Raw genomic sequence first — 17,140 nt, forward strand, 5'->3', positions numbered from 1 at the left:
GAGAATACATGATGTATCACGGACCATTTTTCAAACTTAATCAACTACCAACTCAAAATAACATCGTGGAGCTGGTATTTGATTCTGAACAAGACTCAGTAAACACCCTGCGTAAAGAAGCGCTTATCGATCTAGAAAAAACTCTCAAGTTGCTAGAAAACGAAAACATTGCAGGTCTTATTATTCGCTCAGATAAACGTTTATTCAGCGCAGGCGCAGACATTAAATCATTCCGTCAGCTTTTTTCTGACGGGGCAAACGCGGTGCAAAGTTATCTAGAGTGGGTACACAGTATTTACAACCGAATCGAAGATCTGCCATATCCAAAAGTCGCGATTATCAATGGTGTAGCAGCTGGGGGCGGTGTTGAGCTGTCCTTGTTAGCGGATTACCGCCTCGCAACCAGCGACGCCAAAATCAGCATGCCCGAAGTAAAACTGGGGATCTTCCCTGGTTGGGGTGGCGTGACACGACTCCCTCGCATTATCGGTTTGGATACGGCTCTTAGCTGGCTCACCACGGGTAAAAACTTTAAAGCACCTGAGGCTTTAAAAGCACACATGGTAGACGGTATTGTTGATGCCTCACTCAACGCCGTAGACCAAGCGGTTGCACTTCTTAACAGTGCCATCAGTGGCGAAGTTAAGTGGCAAGAACGCCATGATGAAAAACAACAGCCGCTACCACTCAATAACTATGAACTGAGCATGTCTCTTAATGTCGCAAGAGGAATGGTGGCGAAGTCTGTCGGGACCAATTACCCTGCTCCTTTTCACATCCTCGACACTATTGGGAAGAGTGCTTACCTGCAACGTGACGCTGCGCTAGAAATTGAAGCAGAAGGCTTTGTCGCATGTACTCAAAGCCCTGTGACCGATGCTCTAGTAACCGTCTATCTCAATGATATGGCGGTAAAATCCATCTCGAAAAACTACGTCAAAAACGCGCCAAAAACAGAACATGTTGGTGTGATTGGCGCAGGTATCATGGGTGGTGGCATTGCTTATGTGAGTAGTGAAAGCAACCTAGATGTTACTCTCAAAGATATCAATAAAGCCGGTCTAGATCTGGGGCTGAAAGAAGCCAACAAGTTACTGACAAAACAAGTAGAAAAAGGTCGTATGAAACCCAATGATATGGGGGATGTATTAAACCGTATCGTGCCAACACTATACAACCAAGCACTGGAAAATACCGACCTGATCATAGAAGCGGTAGTTGAAAATCCTCAGGTAAAAGAGAAAGTCCTTGCGGAGCTGGAATCTGCCGCTCCAAACGCAGTCATTGCATCTAATACCTCTACGTTGAACATCTCTGGTCTTGCTAAAGCGCTGAAAAAACCAGAAAACTTCTGTGGTATCCACTTCTTCAACCCGGTTCATCGCATGCCGTTGGTGGAAATAATCCGTGGTGAGCACACCTCCGAAGCCACGGTCGCCAAAGCGGTGAATTATGTTCTTCAATTAAGAAAAACACCTATCGTCGTCAATGACTGTGCCGGATTCTTGGTCAACCGTTGCTTGACACCATACTTCTTAGCCTTCAACCAACTGTTGGTAGATGGTGGCAGTATTTCTCAAATTGATAAGGTGATGAGTAAGGGCTTTGGTTGGCCAATGGGTCCTGCTCTCCTGCTCGATGTGATCGGTTTAGATACGACCACACATTGTATTGATGTGATGAGCAAAGCGTTCCCAGAGCGCCAGGCTAAGCCAGAGATTAATATTATTGAACAACTCAATGACAAGGGACACCTAGGACAGAAATCGGGGCAAGGTTTCTACTTACATACGCCTGACCGCAAAGGCCGCCTAAAACCATCAGCGTGTCGGGAAACCCTCGACATGCTGGCGCAACAATGTGAAAACGTTGATGACTTTAGCGAAGAAGACATCCAGCTACGTATGATGTTGCCAATGTTGTTTGAAGTGACTCGCTGCCTAGATGAGGGCATCGTCAACTCACCTCAAGAAGCCGATACCGCATTTTTGTACGGCACAGGCTTCCCTCCTTTCAAAGGTGGCTTGTTCTACTACATGGATAGCTATGGCCTCGACACGCTTGTTGCTAAGGCGAAAAAATACGAACACCTAGGTCCGCTTTATCAGATTCCTCAGGGATTAATCACAAGAGCAGAACAAAACCGCCGTTTCTATGCATAATCCGGAGAGAAGAATATGAAAAATGTAGTAATTGTTGATGCCATTCGTACCCCGATGGGACGCTCAAAAAATGGGGTTTTCCGTAACGTCCGAGCTGAAGATCTCTCTGCCCACTTAATGCAGTCAATGCTCCAACGACAGCCAAACGTCAATGCCGAAGAAATTGACGATATTATCTGGGGATGCGTGCAACAAACCGAAGAACAAGGTGTGAATATTGCCCGCCTAGCATCACTTCAGGCAGGCTTACCGGAAACCGTACCAGCCACTACCGTTAACCGATTGTGTGGTTCTTCGATGGACGCACTGCATATCGCGGCGCGTGCCATTAAAGCCGAAGACGCGGAGATTGTGCTTATCGGTGGTGTTGAGCATATGGGCCATATTCCAATGACAAAAGGCATCGATATCAATGGATACAACCGCCATATGGCCCAAGCTTCAGCAATGATGGGGCTAACGGCAGAGGCTCTAGGCAAACTGCACAGTGTTTCACGTGAAGAACAAGACAAGCTTGGCGCTCGCTCCCACCGTCTGGCGCATAAAGCCAGCATAGAAGGCCACTTTGATAACGAAATCGTGCCAACGATGGGACACGATGAGAACGGCTTACCTGTTCTCGTTAAACACGATGAAGTTATCCGACCTGAAACGACCGAAGCGTCACTTGCTGAGTTGCGCCCTGTGTTTGACCCAAGTGGTACCGTCACCGCTGGCACATCTTCAGCGTTGTCTGATGGCGCATCTTGTGTGTTGGTCATGAGCGAAGATAAAGCCAAACAACTTGGTATCACACCAAGAGCAAAAATCTTATCAATGGCGACGGCAGGGGTACCCGCTGCAATCATGGGCTATGGTCCTGTTCCGGCGACGCGTAAAGCATTAGCGAAAGCTGGGTTAACAATTGATGACATCGACCACGCGGAAGTTAACGAGGCGTTCGCAGCGCAGGCGATTCCTTGCTTAAAAGACTTGGGTTTATGGGATCAGCGTGAAAACAAAGTGAATTTGCACGGAGGGGCGATTTCACTTGGTCACCCTCTGGGTTGCTCCGGCGCTCGTATTGTGACAACGCTACTTAACGTGATGGAACAACACGACGGAAGTAAAGGATTAGCGACGATGTGTATCGGTATGGGTCAAGGTATTGCGACCATTATTGAGCGCATTGAGGCTTAGAACACCATCGTAGATAAGAGCCGGCTACATTAGCGAGCTCAGCATAAAAGTGGGTGGGGAGGAGACGACGTCTCCCCCCCACTTTGTTGACCAATGGTGCCCCTCAATATAGCCCATGGTCGACGTGTTAACCTGAACACTCAAACACAACAATCACAGTTTTATTCGCCATCGACATTGTAAATGTCGTAGGAGAAGTATTTGCTCGCGATCTTTTTGTGCGTGCCATTGGCAATCACGGCTTCAAGACCTTTATTCAGTAGGGCTTGCAGATCTTTATCTTGCTTACGCACCGCAATACCGACGCCTTTACCAAACCATTTTGGCTCAGTGTAAGAAGGGCCAGTAAAGTGAAAATCTTGACCATCTTCGGTGTCCAAGAAACCGCTGCGTAAGCCAATCGCACCGCCAAATACGGTATCTAAACGACCGCTGATTAAATCTGAAAACGCCTCATCAAAAGTGTTGTAACGACGCAGTTCAATGTTCGGGTACGCGTGGCTTAGGTACTGATCACCCACTGTTGCTCGTTGGACGCCGACAACAATACCATCCATACCCTTTTCGCTTGGGTCGATTTCGCGCTCTTTGCTCATAACAAATCGTTGCGGCACCATCGCGTATGGTGTTGTAAACGCAACTTTCTTTTCTCTAGCTGAGGTGATGGTCATCGCGGCAATAATTGCGTCGCTCTTTCTCGCCAATAACGCTGGAATAATGCCGTCCCAGTCTTGTTTGCGAATAACGCATTTCACGTTCAATTCATCACATAGTGCGTTGGCCAAGTCGACATCGAAGCCGACCAGTTCCCCTTCTTCTGAGGTCCAGTTAAACGGAGGATAAGCGCCTTCAACCATAAAGCGAATCGTGTTCCACTCTTTCGCGAATGCGTTACTTGTTAATCCAAAGCCAACCAACAGCGCAAATAGTATTTTCTTCATTTTAGTTCCTTGTGATTTTTATCCCTGAACAGAGTTTTGGTGTTCACCGATCAATTCAGCTTCAGAATGGTCAAATGACGAGTCTTCATACCAAACTGAGTGAATAGGTTAGAATAATTGCACCTACGGTTAAAAATAGCCAGAACATATTGTTAACAAAAATAACACAAATCAGATTTAACCGGTAAGAGCAGCAACCGATCACTTCTCATCTAAGCGACTAGTTTTGATGGAATTACGAAGACAAAAAAATCCCTCGAGTTCATTCGAGGGATTTAAAGCATGTCTTAAGTATATAAAGTGGTATTCGCTACAAACCAACCGTCATATGTAAGCTGTAAAACAAACCACGTCCTATCAACTCAGACGCTAAGATCAATACTAGCGCTACGGTTAAGTTAACTGGGTTGACACTCGACTTATTGATCATCGGCAACACCCAGATGAGTAGACCAACCAGTAAAAGCGCTACTTGCACACTCAGATAGCCACCAAGTCCGTCCACCAGCTCAGAAGCTTTAACAATTGAACTTTGTACTTCACTCACAAGGTTCATTTTGCCCACCGTCACGACTACGCTAATCGCAACCGCAACAACAGCCAACATCACGATATTACGATCCACAGTGAAGCGGCTATCCTTGGCAGATACGATCACCAACTGCGATAGCAATAAGCCACACACCACCATCGTCATCGCAAAGCTGAGCGGAGTGTAAATATTGAACCAGGTTGGAACGGTATTGATCATGTACACATTCACCATGGAATACATAAAGATACAACCCAGAACCATCGCGCCAATCATTAAGATTTTTTGAAGTGCTGCACCGCCTTTATTCAGTACGGATAGCAACCACTGTAGTCCACCTACAGCAAAGAATGCTGCGCCAAAGAACACTTCGTTCGACAGCCACGCTGAACCTAGCTGGTTAAATGAGTTAAATGCGCGTAACGGAGAACCTAAATGGGTGATCGAGAACAGAAAGCCCAATCCCATGATCGCCCACAGCGCAAACATCGGCACTTTGTAGCTGTTGATTTTTGCTTCGTCAAAACCCATGGCCAACGCACGTGCGCTAACGAGTAGGTAACCACCAACTGCCGTTTGCGCCAGCACCGTAAAGAAGATTAAAGAATACTCATGGAAAATCATCTTAAACCTCCTGAGGGTTTGCTAAGTAGCCCGTTGTATCACCCGTTGGCTTAGCATTCTTGTTCAACTTAATCACAATATTGGGCAAAGTCAGGTGTGAAGAAGGTAGTGGCGCAACGTCAGCGGTTGTGCCGTATTTCTCACGTAATACCTGTATTTCCCCAAATTCCAACGCACGCAGAGGACAAGATTCAACACACATTGGTTGCTTGCCATCAGCCACACGCTCGTAACACCCATCGCACTTAGTCATGTGGCCTTTCTCTTTACTAAACTGAGGCGCGCCGTAAGGACAAGCATTGCTACAGTGCTGGCAGCCGATGCAGACCTCTTCGTTGACCACCACCAAACCATCTTCTTGGCGTTTGTGCATCGCGCCTGACGGACACACTTTCACGCACGCCGGATTTGAACAATGGTTACACGCGATAGACAAGTAGTAAGAGAACACATCATTTTGAATCCAGGTATCCCCATCTTGGACAAAGCCACCACCGGCGTATTCATACACGCGGCGATAATTGCGCTTCACGTCCAAGTCCCGATAATCTTTACAAGCAAGCTGGCAAGTTTTACAACCTGTGCATTTACTTGAATCTATGTAAAAGCCGTATTGTTTCATCTTTACCTACCTTATGCTTTGTTCGCCAATTTGATATCAACCAGATTGGAGTGTTGCGGATTCCCCTTCGCCAATGGACTTGGTCGTTGGGTCGTTAACACGTTAATCGATCCAGCATGATCGACTTTTTGTCCATCGGGGGCATACCAAGCGCCCTCACCTAACGCGACTACGTGAGGCAAGATACGTGGTGTCACTTTGGCAGGTATACGGACTTCACCGCGATCATTAAAAATGCTCACCATATCGCCGTTTTTGATGCCACGAGCCTCGGCATCTATCGGGTTAATCCATACTTCCTGACGTGCTGCCGCTTTAAGCAACGCCACATTGCCATAAGTAGAGTGGCAGCGAGCTTTAAAGTGGAAACCCGTCAGCTGCAGTGGATACTTGGCTGTTAGTGGGTCATTGTGTCCCTCAAAAGAATCCACATAGATAGGCAATGGGTGGATCACTTCATCTTCTTTTAGCGTCCACTCTTTGGCGATATTTGCTAATGTTTCAGAATAGATTTCAATCTTGCCACTTGGTGTTGAAAGCGGGTTGGCTTCAGGATCATTCCGGAAGTCTTGATAAGCGATGTAATCACGTTGGTATTGACGCTTATAAATGCCCAACTCTTTCATCTCTTCAAAGGTTGGCAAAGACGGATCTTGCTTGCGGGTTTCTGCATACAAATGTTCAACCCACTCTTGCTGCGTCCGCCCTTCGGTAAACTCTTTCTCTACTCCCATGCGTTTGGCGATCTCAGAGCACATCTCATAGATACTTTTCGCTTCGAACTGAGGCTCAATCGCTTTCTGCGCATAGATGAAATAAGGCGCATTCGATGCTTTGCCGTCCATTGCCCAGTCATCTTGTTCAGAAGTGGTTAAATCCGGTAGGATAATATCGGCGTACTTAGCGGAAGACGTCATGTGATTGTCGATCACTACGATCATTTCACACGCTTTGTCGTCTTGTAAGATTTCATGAGTTTTGTTGATCTCGGCATGCTGGTTAACCAAGCAGTTACCCGCGTAGTTCCAAATCATCTTGATCGGATTGGCTAAGCGCTCTGCACCGCGTACACCATCGGTTTTGTCTGTCATTTCATGGTGGCGATAAATCGCATCCGTCCACAAGAACATCGAGATCGAGGTTTTTACTGGATTAGGAACGGTTGGGAAACGCACAAACGGAATATTGATATCACTTTCACGCGCACCTGTTGAACCACCAGAGACGCCTACCGAGCCAGTCAGTAGAGACAGCATAGCAATAGCGCGCGATGCTAATTCACCGTTCGCAGTGCGTTGCAAACCCCAGCCCTGATGAATCGCGCATGGTTTGTTTGCGCCCATTTCACGACCGAGCTTGATAATGGTGTCGACAGGAATCCCTGTGATCTTAGAAGCCCATTGTGGTGTTTTTTCTACCCCATCGTCACCCAAGCCTAAAATGTATGACTTGTAGTCGCTGTTTTTGGGTGCAGACGCAGGCAGAGTTTTCTCATCATAGCCGATACAATATTTATCGAGGAAAGCCTGATCGACATAGTTCTCCGTGATCAGAACATGCGCTAGGCCTGCCACCAATGCCGCATCAGTAGAAGGACGAATTGGAATCCATTGGTCTTCACGCCCGCCAGCGGTATCGGTGTAACGAGGGTCAATAATAATGGTTCTAACGTTGGACTTGTTTTTACTCTCGACATAGTGATGGATCAAACCACCACCAGACATACGTGTCTCAGCCGGGTTGTTACCAAACTGAATGTTGAGTTTTGCGTTGGCTAAATCAGAGAACGAGTTGTTCATCGCCCAGCCACCATAAGTATGACTGAGGCCTTCCGCAATTTGCGCAGTGGAGTAATCACCATAGTGATTTAAATAGCCACCGCATAGATTCATTAAACGAGCAATCAATGTGGATGCTGGCGGCCAAGACTTAGTCACCGTGCCGCCAAGCGTGCCCGTACCGTAGTTCAAATAGATTGAGTCGTTGCCGTAGTCTTTAATTAAACGCTGCATCGTCTTGGCAACTTCATCGTAAGCTTCTTCCCAACTGATGCGCTTAAACTTACCTTCACCACGCTTGCCAACCCGTTTCATTGGGTACTTCAATCGGTCTGGGTTGTAGACTCGACGACGCATTGAGCGTCCACGAAGACAAGCTCTTACTTGAGGGCTGTCTCCAAACACGTCTCCACCGGTATTGTCGGTTTCAACATATTTGATCTCACCATTTTGTACATGCATGCGGAGCGGGCAGCGTGAACCACAGTTTACTGTACATGCGCTCCAAACAACTTTCTCGTCACTTGTTACTGATTCTGCCGCGCGCGTAGGGCTAGACTTAAATGGTAAGCTAATACCACTAGCCAACGCCGCTGCACTACCTACCGCAGAACTCGCTTTAATGAACCCGCGACGAGTCAGGTTCATCAAGTCAGATTGCTGTTTATTCTTCGTCATAATTGGATGCCTTAACATTGCTTGCGCATACCACTTTAGGGGTAAGCGTGTACTATTAAAATGACGAGAGCAGCCACTATTGATATAAATCAAAGTGAATATTAATTTAATTTTAAATTGTCAATTCTGTGATTAAATTTGACGTGGATATGAAAGAATAGAAACACACCTTAATTAAGCTAATTTATTGAAATGAAAATGATTATCCATACGCTTAAAATATTAGGAACATTGTTCTATCACAAACGCGGTAAAGCAGAATCGGTTGAACTGGTACGCTCTTTAGTGACAGAAAATGTTCTTCAAACAGAAACATTGAATGCACTCACTTCTTTGACGGACGAACAACTCGAACATGATTTCAGCATGCTATTTGAAGGAATGGGTACTATGCCAGTCCCACCTTGGGGATCGGTGTATTTAGACAAAGAGCAGGTATTGTTCGGCGAATCGAACACACAATATCGACTATTCTTACAACAGCACGGTATCGAATTAGATTCAGGTCAACGTGAGCCAGAAGATCAGTTCGGATTAATGTTGCTGGCGTGCGCACACTTTCTTGAACAAGATCAAACACAAGCAGCATGTGAGCTATTCGGAGAGCATTTGATGCCTTGGGGCTCAACCTATCTTGAGCAACTCAAAGACAAAGCACCAAGCCCGTTTTATCAGCGATTGGCAGCAGACGTCTCGAAATGGCTAAACGCGTTGATTCGACAACAACACATTGAAGTAGTGAAAAAGAAGATCTATTTAGATGAGTGAATCCATCGATAATAATCGACGAGGCTTTCTGAGCCGTTTTAGCCAACCAGTAAAACGGGCTCAGCAAGCAGAGATAACACCGCGCCCCGTCGCACGTCCGCCTCACGCGGTGGATGAAGCATTGTTTGCTCGTCTTTGTGACGGCTGCGGTGAATGCCTAAAAGTTTGCCCAAATAGTGTCATTGAACTGGATGCTCAACTGGCGCAGCTCAATCTCGATTACAACCAATGCAGTTTATGTGGCGAGTGCGTCAAAGCCTGCCCTAGCGATGCTCTGCATGCATCTGTGCCACTGGACATCAACTTGCGCCCGCACTTCTCGCAAAGCTGCAACAATTATCTTCAGATGGAATGCCAGCAATGCGCCTTTGCTTGTCCGCAGCACGCTATCTCGGTTCAAGATGATGAACTACCACACCTAAACAACGAACTCTGCAATGGCTGCGGGCAATGTCGCACCAGTTGCTACACCGATGCGATAACCATGCAGTTATATAATGCGAACTAAAAACTCATCCGTTCTCAAAAACACCACCCATTTGAGGCGTCCTAGAGCGATAGAAGCCAACCAATTTATCAAGAAACTCGTATAGCGTTTGATTCATTTCATCGTAGTCATGGGTCAATAACACCTCCGCAGACTCAGCAAAGCGGCATTGTCCTGCATCACTGAGATCGTCATTTTCGATCAGTAACGAAACAACCTCTTTGGTTAACTCCATATGGCATTGAAAGCCAAATACCAGCTCACTATAAGCGACGATTTGTCGTGGGCAACCGTCACCGCTTGCGATAATTCGTGCGTCAGGAGTCAGCCCCGGCATTTCTTTGTGCCAATGCCCTACCTCCAAACTCAGTGGACTTTTTTAATGCCTAGCACAGTTGATAACCTGTTTTCTGCTCAGCATGAAGCTATACTCGACTGGCTATAACTCCATTTCCAAACGCACAGGAATTTCGGGTTAGGGAATAGAGACCGACTCTGCTAGAATCGCCTCCCCTCCGACCTCGATGACACTTGCGCCACTGTCTTGTATAGAGCGGAAAACACACTACCCACCTCCTCGATTAAATAGATACTTAGGAACTCGTTATGATGACGGATGAAGAAAGAATTGAATTACAGAAAAATAACCCGCTACACGGTCTTAAGTTAGAAACTTTACTGCAAGAGCTGGTGGATTTTTATGGTTGGGACATCCTAGATACTGCGATGCGTTTTAACTGTTTCCACACCAATCCCTCGATTGCGAGTAGCGTTAAGTATTTAAAGAAAACCGATTGGGCAAGAGAAAAGTTAGAGAACTTCTATCTATACCGCTTTAAACGCATGCCACGCGCATCTAGCGACGAGTATGATTTACCACCTCGAGCTCGCACTTTCCCACACGGTTTGAAACCGAAAGAACCGATGGCACTGACCGTTGACTCAATCTTAAAATCGCAAGCGAAAGCGGCATCGGCCCATAAAGAGCGCTCATCACGTAACCGCAACTCTCGTAGGTAGCTCGCTGCTTTTCATTCAGAGACATTTGAAGAGTCATACGCCGTTTATTCGCGTATGGCTCTTTGCTGCTACTCGACTAGAACGTCCCTACCTGCTGCGAATAGAACCTAGCACTTAATGTTATCGGCAACGTTCAAACCTTCTTAGGTCAACGGATTTTCGCTGTTAACACATCGTGTAAAGTTTTTATCACTGCTTTTCTTGGACTTGATTGACGTTCCACTATACCTATTTGCCTTTTAATTTGAGGGGAGCCAAAAGGGACTCTGTAAATGTTAGACATTTCAGGTCTGATAGACATTTGAGGAACGACTGAAACACCAAGGCCATGATGTACACAAGTGATGATCGACTCAATGTTATCTACTTCGGCGACATCGCTGGTCGAGATTTCCATTCTGGATAATTCTGTATTAATGAGGTTTGCAAGAGGTACATTGCTATTAAAGCGGATGAATGGAAATCGCGAGAGGATTTCTCGTAATGTCATACCACTCACCTCATACGAGGAGATTAACCAAAGAGGCTCATTGATAAAGGGACTCCACTTTAAGTTTGGCGGTATTTTGATATGTTCAGCAACAATAGCAGCATCTAATTGCCCTGAAGCTACGTCAGAGACCAAATCTTTGGAAAGGCCCACTTTCAAGCTGGTTTTAAGGTTTGGATACCCCTTATTCATTTCGACCATCGCTGAAGGCAGCAAATTTAGAGCACTTGAGCGCACAGCCCCAATCACAAATGTCCCCGAAACTAAATCTCCCTTTAACGATAGTTTTGTATCTTCTTCCAACCTTAGTATTTGGCTTGCCATTTCTACCGTCTGCATGCCCTGAGGAGTGAGTTTGGGAGGTCGACTGGTTCGGTCAAATAATATGATATCGAGCTCTTGTTCCAGAGCAGCGATTTGCTGACCTACGGCGGCAGGGGTTAAACAGACATCATCGGCAGCCTTTGCGAAAGTACCATGTTTCCAAATGGATACTAAGGTTTTGAGCTGTCTCGTGTCCATTATGTAAACCTTTCTTTTATTAAATGTTAAATTTCTTTAGCTACCATAAGATTTTTTTGTTTTGTAGTCTACGTTTCAAGGTTGAGAAGATAGAGAAATGATTCACGTATCACCAATTTTGTTTCTTAAACCTTCATGTACTGCTGATACCACTACAACAAAGACAATAAAATATGGAAAAAACAATAATTGTTACAGGTCCTGATTTAGCAAGCTCAGCTGTCGAGATGTTAAATAAAAAGGGGTTTAAGTTGGTGCATACCGCGCCATATAGCGAAGAGAAAGAGCTGATAGACTTAGTCAAGAACACTCAAGCGGTAGGGATTATTTCTCGTATGGGAAAGATCACACCAGCTATCATTGATGCAGGCCTTCCCCACCTTAAAGTGATTGCTAAACATGGTGTTGGCGTTGATAACATCGACATCCAAGCGGCAGCTGAACGTAGCATCCCGGTGGTTGTTGCATCTGGTGCTAATTCGGTTTCAGTTGCAGAGCATACTATTGCTCTAATGTTAACGGTAATTAAGCAAATTCAACCGTTGGACAAAGGGTTACGCAGTGGGCTTTGGGAAAAGCCTGGATTTTCTGGGTACGAAGTTGCAACGAAATGTTTAAGTTTACTCGGTATGGGCTCTATTGCCCAAGAAACCGCGAGAATAGCGAAAGGTTTAGGCTTAAGCCTATTCGGCTATGATCCCTATGCAGACGAATCTGTATTTGAGAAGTTTGGCGTTGAGCGCTGTGCAACTTTGGATGAATTGCTCTCTAAAAGTAACATTTTGAGTCTGCACTCTCCTTTGACTCCAGAAACTCGTCACATCATCAATAAAGATACCATTCATAAAATGCCATCAGGCAGCTTCATCGTGAATACCGCACGAGGAGGATTGATCGATGAAGAGGCATTATTAGAGGCGATTCAATCTGGCTATCTCGCTGGAGCTGGGCTCGATACTTTCTCAGTAGAGCCACCTTCCCCTGATCACCCTTTTTTCCAAGAAAGAAATATTGTTGTAACGCCACACATTGCTGGAGTTACTAATGAAGGAAGTACTCGTGTGAGCGAAAGTGCTGCGCAAGACATTATTTCGATCATTGCCGATGAAAAACTACCTACCTATCGCGTAGTCAATCACAAGTTAATGACGAGTGCAGACAAATTCGTAAAGATTGGAGAATAGAGAATGACAATAGGATTTAAGATAAATACTAGGACTCGTAAAGCATCTGATGAGTTATTGAATGCATATAAAGAACTACCTGTAGCGAACGTATCAGATTCTATGAATCGTTTATTTGCGGCAGGTCCCACGCTTCGCCCTATGCACACTTCAGGCCAATTGATAGGATCGGCAATAACGGTAAGAAGCCGCCCTGGTGACAACTTAATGCTTCACAAAGCAATTGATATGGCGGTACCAGGTGACGTCATTGTTGTTGATGGTGGTGGAGAAGTCGCGAATGCGTTAATGGGTGAGTTGATGCTTGCTTATGCGATTAAAAAAGGTGTGGTTGGGTTTGTTATTAACGGTGCAATTCGAGATTTGGATGCATTCCGAGAAGTAAACTTGCCAACTTTTGCTGCAGGTGTGACTCATAGAGGACCATTTAAAGACGGTCCTGGAGAAATTAACGTTCCAATTAGTATTGATGGCATGCTCATTAATCCAGGAGATATCATTATTGGTGACTCAGATGGTGTGTTAGCCGTACCACTAGATGACGCAGAATGGATACTCGAAAGCACTCTCATCAAGCAAGACAAAGAGGTTAATCAGATGAGGGCGATCAGCGAAGGTTTGAACGATCGAACTTGGGTTGATAGAACATTAAAAGAGAAAGGTTGTCTTGAGGTATAAGCAACAACTTTCAAATAAATACAATTATTAATAATAAACTATAAATTTAATTTAAAAATAACGTGAATTCACTGTTAAAGATATCTAGCGTGAATATATGAAGAAGGAAAATGTTTCCTATTCTAATTATTGATTTTATGCAACATGGGTAATATACCCCATATGCCTTGGATACACTTAGCATATACCGTGCTCTTCCTACATTTATAGAGCATGAGCTAAAGTCGTATCATCAATCAATTGAATAAGAAACTATCCAAATATAACAAGACGGAGAAAATGGATGTTTAACTCAATACTTAAATCTGCATTAACAGTTACCTGCTGCCTTACATCGACATTTGCAATGGCAAATTATCCAGAAAAGCCAATTACTTTAATTGTAGGGTTTTCTGCTGGTGGGGGCACTGATGTTATGGCTCGTAATGTTGTCCCATATCTAGAAAAATATCTTGGTGATGATGCAACAATCGTAGTAAAAAACATGCCAGGAGCAAGTGGTCAGATCGGTATTACCGAAGTCGCACACTCAGACCCAGATGGCTATACAATAGGGACATATAATTTGCCTGGTATGATGGCGCGTACATTAGATCGCGAGGCAAAATACAATGCAGAGAGTTTCACGTATCTCGCTAATATCGTCAATGACCCTAACGTCATTGTTACCTCAAAAAGAAGTGGTATCGATAACCTTCAACAATTCATTGGCGAAGTAAAAGAGTCTTCACGTCCTTTGGCTATTGGTATGTCAAGCCTAGGTGGAGATGACCACTTGGGGCTAATTAAGTTCGAAGGCTTAACCGACACTAAATTTAATATTATTCCATTCAAAGGCTCTTCAGCTGCGCGTACCGCTGTATTAGGTGGACACGTGAAAGCAGCGGTGCTTAACATCTCTGAAGTTACAGAGTTTAAAGATGAGCTTAATATTATTGGTATTTCTGATCAGGAAAGATCCGAATTTGATTCTTCTGTAGCGACGTTCAAAGAACAAGGCGTTGATATGGTTAATGGTTCAATGCGTGGATTTGTTGCACCAGAGGGATTGCCTGAAGAGGTTAAAAATAAGCTACTCGATGCTTTTGAAAAAATCGCTAAGGATCCTGAATTCCTTGCAAAAATGAAATCAACAGCAAACCCTGTCTCAGTGTCTATAGGCGAAGATTTTAAGTCTCTAAACAATGAAACTTACAAACTAGCAAAAGATGTTTGGGAAAAAACACCTTGGAAATAAAACAACATGTGGGTTTTTAAACCCACATTACTTAATTTTAGAACTGAGGTATATATGAGTAGCGTAAGGGAAGTATTACTTAAACCAATATCACTAGTATATTTTTTGATTGTTTTCTCAGCATTATTTTTACTTATCCCAGCAGTTGATATTAGTGATGAATCGGGCATGTTGTCCAAACTGATGTTGGTACTTTTGGTATGTTTATCATTGTTTTCTTTATTCAAGATAACAAAGCAAGCATATTATGGGGAGTTTAATCAAAAAGCAGTATTAAAGTCACCGATACGTGTTTTTTCTTCATTATTAGCAATGGTAATGCTAGTAGCATGCATCGATACTATTGGGTTTTATCCAACAATAATAGTGTTCGTACCTTTAATATCCTATTTCTTTGGCTGTAAAAACCTAAAAGTTTTAGCTATATCAACAGCTATTTTCGTATCGTTAATTTATTTAGTGTTTAGTTTCGCTATGTCGAAGGAATTTCCGACCGGTTGGATAATTTAAGGATGATTAACTATGTATCTTGATTTACTCTCTGCCTTATCCAATGTTGCATCGATGAGTAACTTTTTAGCCATCACGATTGGTGTACTTGCGGGTATCGCGGTTGGCGCGATGCCTGGGTTAAGTGCAACGATGGCTATCTCCGTATTAGTCCCATTTACTTTCGGCTTAGACCCTTTAGTGGCTTTGGGATTAATGGCTGGTATTTATAACGGCGCAATGTATGGCGGTGCGATTCCAGCGGTTCTTTTGAGAATTCCGGGTACACCTGCAGCCGTAGCAACGAGTTTTGACGGGTATCCGATGGCGCAAAAAGGGGAAGGCGGCTTTGCATTGCAAGTGGCGGTCATTTCTTCTTCGCTAGGGGGGATTGCAAGTGCGTTAGCTCTAATGCTTTTGGCACCACCGTTGGCCAAAGTAACGCTCCTATTTGGTCCTTCAGAGGTATTCTGGGTCGCTGTGTTCGGTTTGTGTAGCATCATCTTTCTATTAGGAGAAGATCCACTTAAAGGATTAATTGCTGCCTGCTTTGGTGTTCTAGTTTCGATGGTTGGTGTTGACCCAATCTCTGGTGAAGATAGATTCACCTTTGGTTACCTCGAACTGGTTGATGGAATTAATATTGTTATCTTATTGGTTGGCCTATATGCACTGCCACCAGTGATTGACTTGTTGGAAACACCTCTTGAAACAAAAGGCTTAAACAAATCACTCCAGACGGAATCTTTACTACGTTCTTTACCAAAAATGTTTAGGTTTTGGGCTACTTGGTTACGTTCATCATTCATTGGTATTTGTATCGGCATTTTACCGGGCGCTGGTGGCTCCATGGCGGCTTTCATGTCTTACAATGAAGCGAAGCGCGCCAGTAAAACCCCAGAGACTTGGGGGCACGGAGAACCTGAAGGAATCGCAGCATCTGAAACGGCCAATAACGCCGATACTGCCTCAGCTTTAATTCCTGCGCTAACATTAGGCATACCAGGTACAGCAGTCGCAGCAGTTATGCTAGGTGGTTTATTGGTTCACGGGTTACAGCCAGGACCGATGCTATTTAGAGATAACCCCGATATCGTGTTCGGTTTCATGTGGCAGTTTCTTTTTGGTGCGATATTGTTAATTTTCTTGGGTGGAACTTTGGCGACAAATAGCTTCGCAAAGCTGCTCAAGTTACCGAGACCAGTGCTAGGTTCTATCATCATGGTATTGATGTTTATCGGTGTATATTCGATAAATGAACGTATGTTTGATGTATATCTAATGTTGGGCTTCGGCTTAATAGGCTATGTGATGGATAAGTTTAAGTTCCCCTTACCTCCAGTAGTTCTAGGCCTTATCCTTGGAGCGTTTGCAGAAGAGAACTTGAGACTCGCGTTGCTTATCGGTGGTGGTGATTGGCGTATCTTATTCGAGAATACAACCAGCTTGGTCCTTGTCTGTTTGACCATAGCAGTCGCTGTAGGCCCTACATTGAAGAAAGCCATTCGCAAATAACCATACTCGTCCATTGCTAGTGATTAAAAAGTGAGTGATCTATCGTCATTCACTTTTTATTTTTCAGCCCTCAATCACCTACTCCAGTAAAGATACTCTTTCTTGGGGTGATAAGTGCAAGCTCTCTCGAATCAACAGTAAGAACCTAATCGGAAAGCTCTCGGTAGGATCAAAACCAATCTGATTAACGATGAAGCAAGTTAAGGTGGATAAACGAAAAAAGCCCGCTGATTA

The 17,140-nt window shown here is 44.5% G+C and carries 15 protein-coding genes and 1 pseudogene; 10 read left to right on the forward strand and 6 right to left on the reverse strand.

Features of this window, described 5'->3' with window-relative positions; all coding sequences use genetic code 11:
• The first annotated feature begins 8 nt into the window (after positions 1 to 8).
• Positions 9 to 2,162 carry a fatty acid oxidation complex subunit alpha FadB gene (gene fadB, locus HCZ42_RS15590; protein WP_254868979.1) on the forward strand — a complete coding sequence of 718 codons (2,154 nt, stop codon included), beginning with the start codon at positions 9 to 11 and terminating at the stop codon, positions 2,160 to 2,162.
• Between the two features lie 15 nt (positions 2,163 to 2,177).
• On the forward strand, positions 2,178 to 3,341 hold the full coding sequence (gene fadA, locus HCZ42_RS15595; RefSeq protein ID WP_167421569.1) for an acetyl-CoA C-acyltransferase FadA: 1,164 nt from the start codon (positions 2,178 to 2,180) through the stop codon (positions 3,339 to 3,341).
• Positions 3,342 to 3,502: 161 nt separating this feature from the next.
• Here the strand turns inward: fadA and HCZ42_RS15600 are convergent, their stop codons facing one another.
• The 4 genes from HCZ42_RS15600 to HCZ42_RS15615 all read right to left on the reverse strand — a co-directional run bounded on the left by HCZ42_RS15600 (position 3,503) and on the right by HCZ42_RS15615 (position 8,516).
• A complete protein-coding gene (locus HCZ42_RS15600; protein WP_167421570.1) occupies positions 3,503 to 4,282 on the reverse strand; it encodes a transporter substrate-binding domain-containing protein in 780 nt (259 codons plus the stop codon).
• Between the two features lie 310 nt (positions 4,283 to 4,592).
• Entirely contained in the window at positions 4,593 to 5,438 is an 846-nt protein-coding gene (locus HCZ42_RS15605; protein WP_167421571.1) for a dimethyl sulfoxide reductase anchor subunit family protein, read from the reverse strand.
• A gap of 1 nt (position 5,439) precedes the next feature.
• Positions 5,440 to 6,060, reverse strand: coding sequence for a DMSO/selenate family reductase complex B subunit (locus tag HCZ42_RS15610; RefSeq protein WP_053407253.1), 621 nt, complete (start codon positions 6,058 to 6,060; stop codon positions 5,440 to 5,442).
• Positions 6,061 to 6,071: 11 nt separating this feature from the next.
• Positions 6,072 to 8,516 (reverse strand): DmsA/YnfE/YnfF family dimethyl sulfoxide reductase, encoded by a 2,445-nt coding sequence (locus HCZ42_RS15615; RefSeq protein WP_167421572.1) that lies wholly within the window; start codon positions 8,514 to 8,516, stop codon positions 6,072 to 6,074.
• A 198-nt stretch (positions 8,517 to 8,714) separates the two neighbouring features.
• Here HCZ42_RS15615 and HCZ42_RS15620 point away from each other — a divergent pair, with 198 nt between their 5' ends.
• A complete protein-coding gene (locus tag HCZ42_RS15620; RefSeq protein WP_167421573.1) occupies positions 8,715 to 9,284 on the forward strand; it encodes a TorD/DmsD family molecular chaperone in 570 nt (189 codons plus the stop codon).
• A complete protein-coding gene (napF, locus tag HCZ42_RS15625; RefSeq protein ID WP_167421574.1) occupies positions 9,277 to 9,792 on the forward strand; it encodes a ferredoxin-type protein NapF in 516 nt (171 codons plus the stop codon). Before HCZ42_RS15620 ends, napF begins: the two co-directional genes overlap by 8 nt.
• Positions 9,793 to 9,796: 4 nt before the next feature.
• On the opposite strand, the pseudogene HCZ42_RS15630 reads toward napF, so the two are convergent.
• Positions 9,797 to 10,135, reverse strand: a pseudogene (locus HCZ42_RS15630) (glutamine amidotransferase); the annotation flags it as partial.
• Positions 10,136 to 10,380: 245 nt separating this feature from the next.
• Between HCZ42_RS15630 and HCZ42_RS15635 the strand changes: the two are divergent.
• Positions 10,381 to 10,791: a VF530 family DNA-binding protein gene (locus HCZ42_RS15635; RefSeq protein WP_171386659.1), complete on the forward strand. Its 411-nt coding sequence runs from the start codon at positions 10,381 to 10,383 to the stop codon at positions 10,789 to 10,791.
• Between the two features lie 148 nt (positions 10,792 to 10,939).
• On the opposite strand, the gene HCZ42_RS15640 is transcribed toward HCZ42_RS15635, so the two are convergent.
• Positions 10,940 to 11,803, reverse strand: coding sequence for a LysR family transcriptional regulator (locus HCZ42_RS15640; protein ID WP_167421576.1), 864 nt, complete (start codon positions 11,801 to 11,803; stop codon positions 10,940 to 10,942).
• A 173-nt stretch (positions 11,804 to 11,976) separates the two neighbouring features.
• On the opposite strand from HCZ42_RS15640, the gene HCZ42_RS15645 reads away from it, so the two are divergent.
• The 5 genes from HCZ42_RS15645 to HCZ42_RS15665 all read left to right on the forward strand — a co-directional run bounded on the left by HCZ42_RS15645 (position 11,977) and on the right by HCZ42_RS15665 (position 16,906).
• Entirely contained in the window at positions 11,977 to 12,987 is a 1,011-nt protein-coding gene (locus HCZ42_RS15645; RefSeq protein WP_167421577.1) for a hydroxyacid dehydrogenase, read from the forward strand.
• Between the two features lie 3 nt (positions 12,988 to 12,990).
• Positions 12,991 to 13,665, forward strand: a complete 675-nt coding sequence (locus HCZ42_RS15650; RefSeq protein WP_167421578.1) for an RraA family protein — start codon at positions 12,991 to 12,993, stop codon at positions 13,663 to 13,665.
• Positions 13,666 to 13,948: 283 nt separating this feature from the next.
• On the forward strand, positions 13,949 to 14,902 hold the full coding sequence (locus tag HCZ42_RS15655; protein ID WP_167421579.1) for a Bug family tripartite tricarboxylate transporter substrate binding protein: 954 nt from the start codon (positions 13,949 to 13,951) through the stop codon (positions 14,900 to 14,902).
• A 54-nt stretch (positions 14,903 to 14,956) separates the two neighbouring features.
• Entirely contained in the window at positions 14,957 to 15,412 is a 456-nt protein-coding gene (locus HCZ42_RS22130; protein WP_167421580.1) for a tripartite tricarboxylate transporter TctB family protein, read from the forward strand.
• A gap of 12 nt (positions 15,413 to 15,424) precedes the next feature.
• Positions 15,425 to 16,906: a tripartite tricarboxylate transporter permease gene (locus HCZ42_RS15665; RefSeq protein WP_167421581.1), complete on the forward strand. Its 1,482-nt coding sequence runs from the start codon at positions 15,425 to 15,427 to the stop codon at positions 16,904 to 16,906.
• The last annotated feature ends 234 nt before the right edge of the window (positions 16,907 to 17,140 follow it).

Source organism: Vibrio hepatarius (assembly GCF_011806575.1).
Lineage (GTDB): Bacteria > Pseudomonadota > Gammaproteobacteria > Enterobacterales > Vibrionaceae > Vibrio > Vibrio hepatarius_A.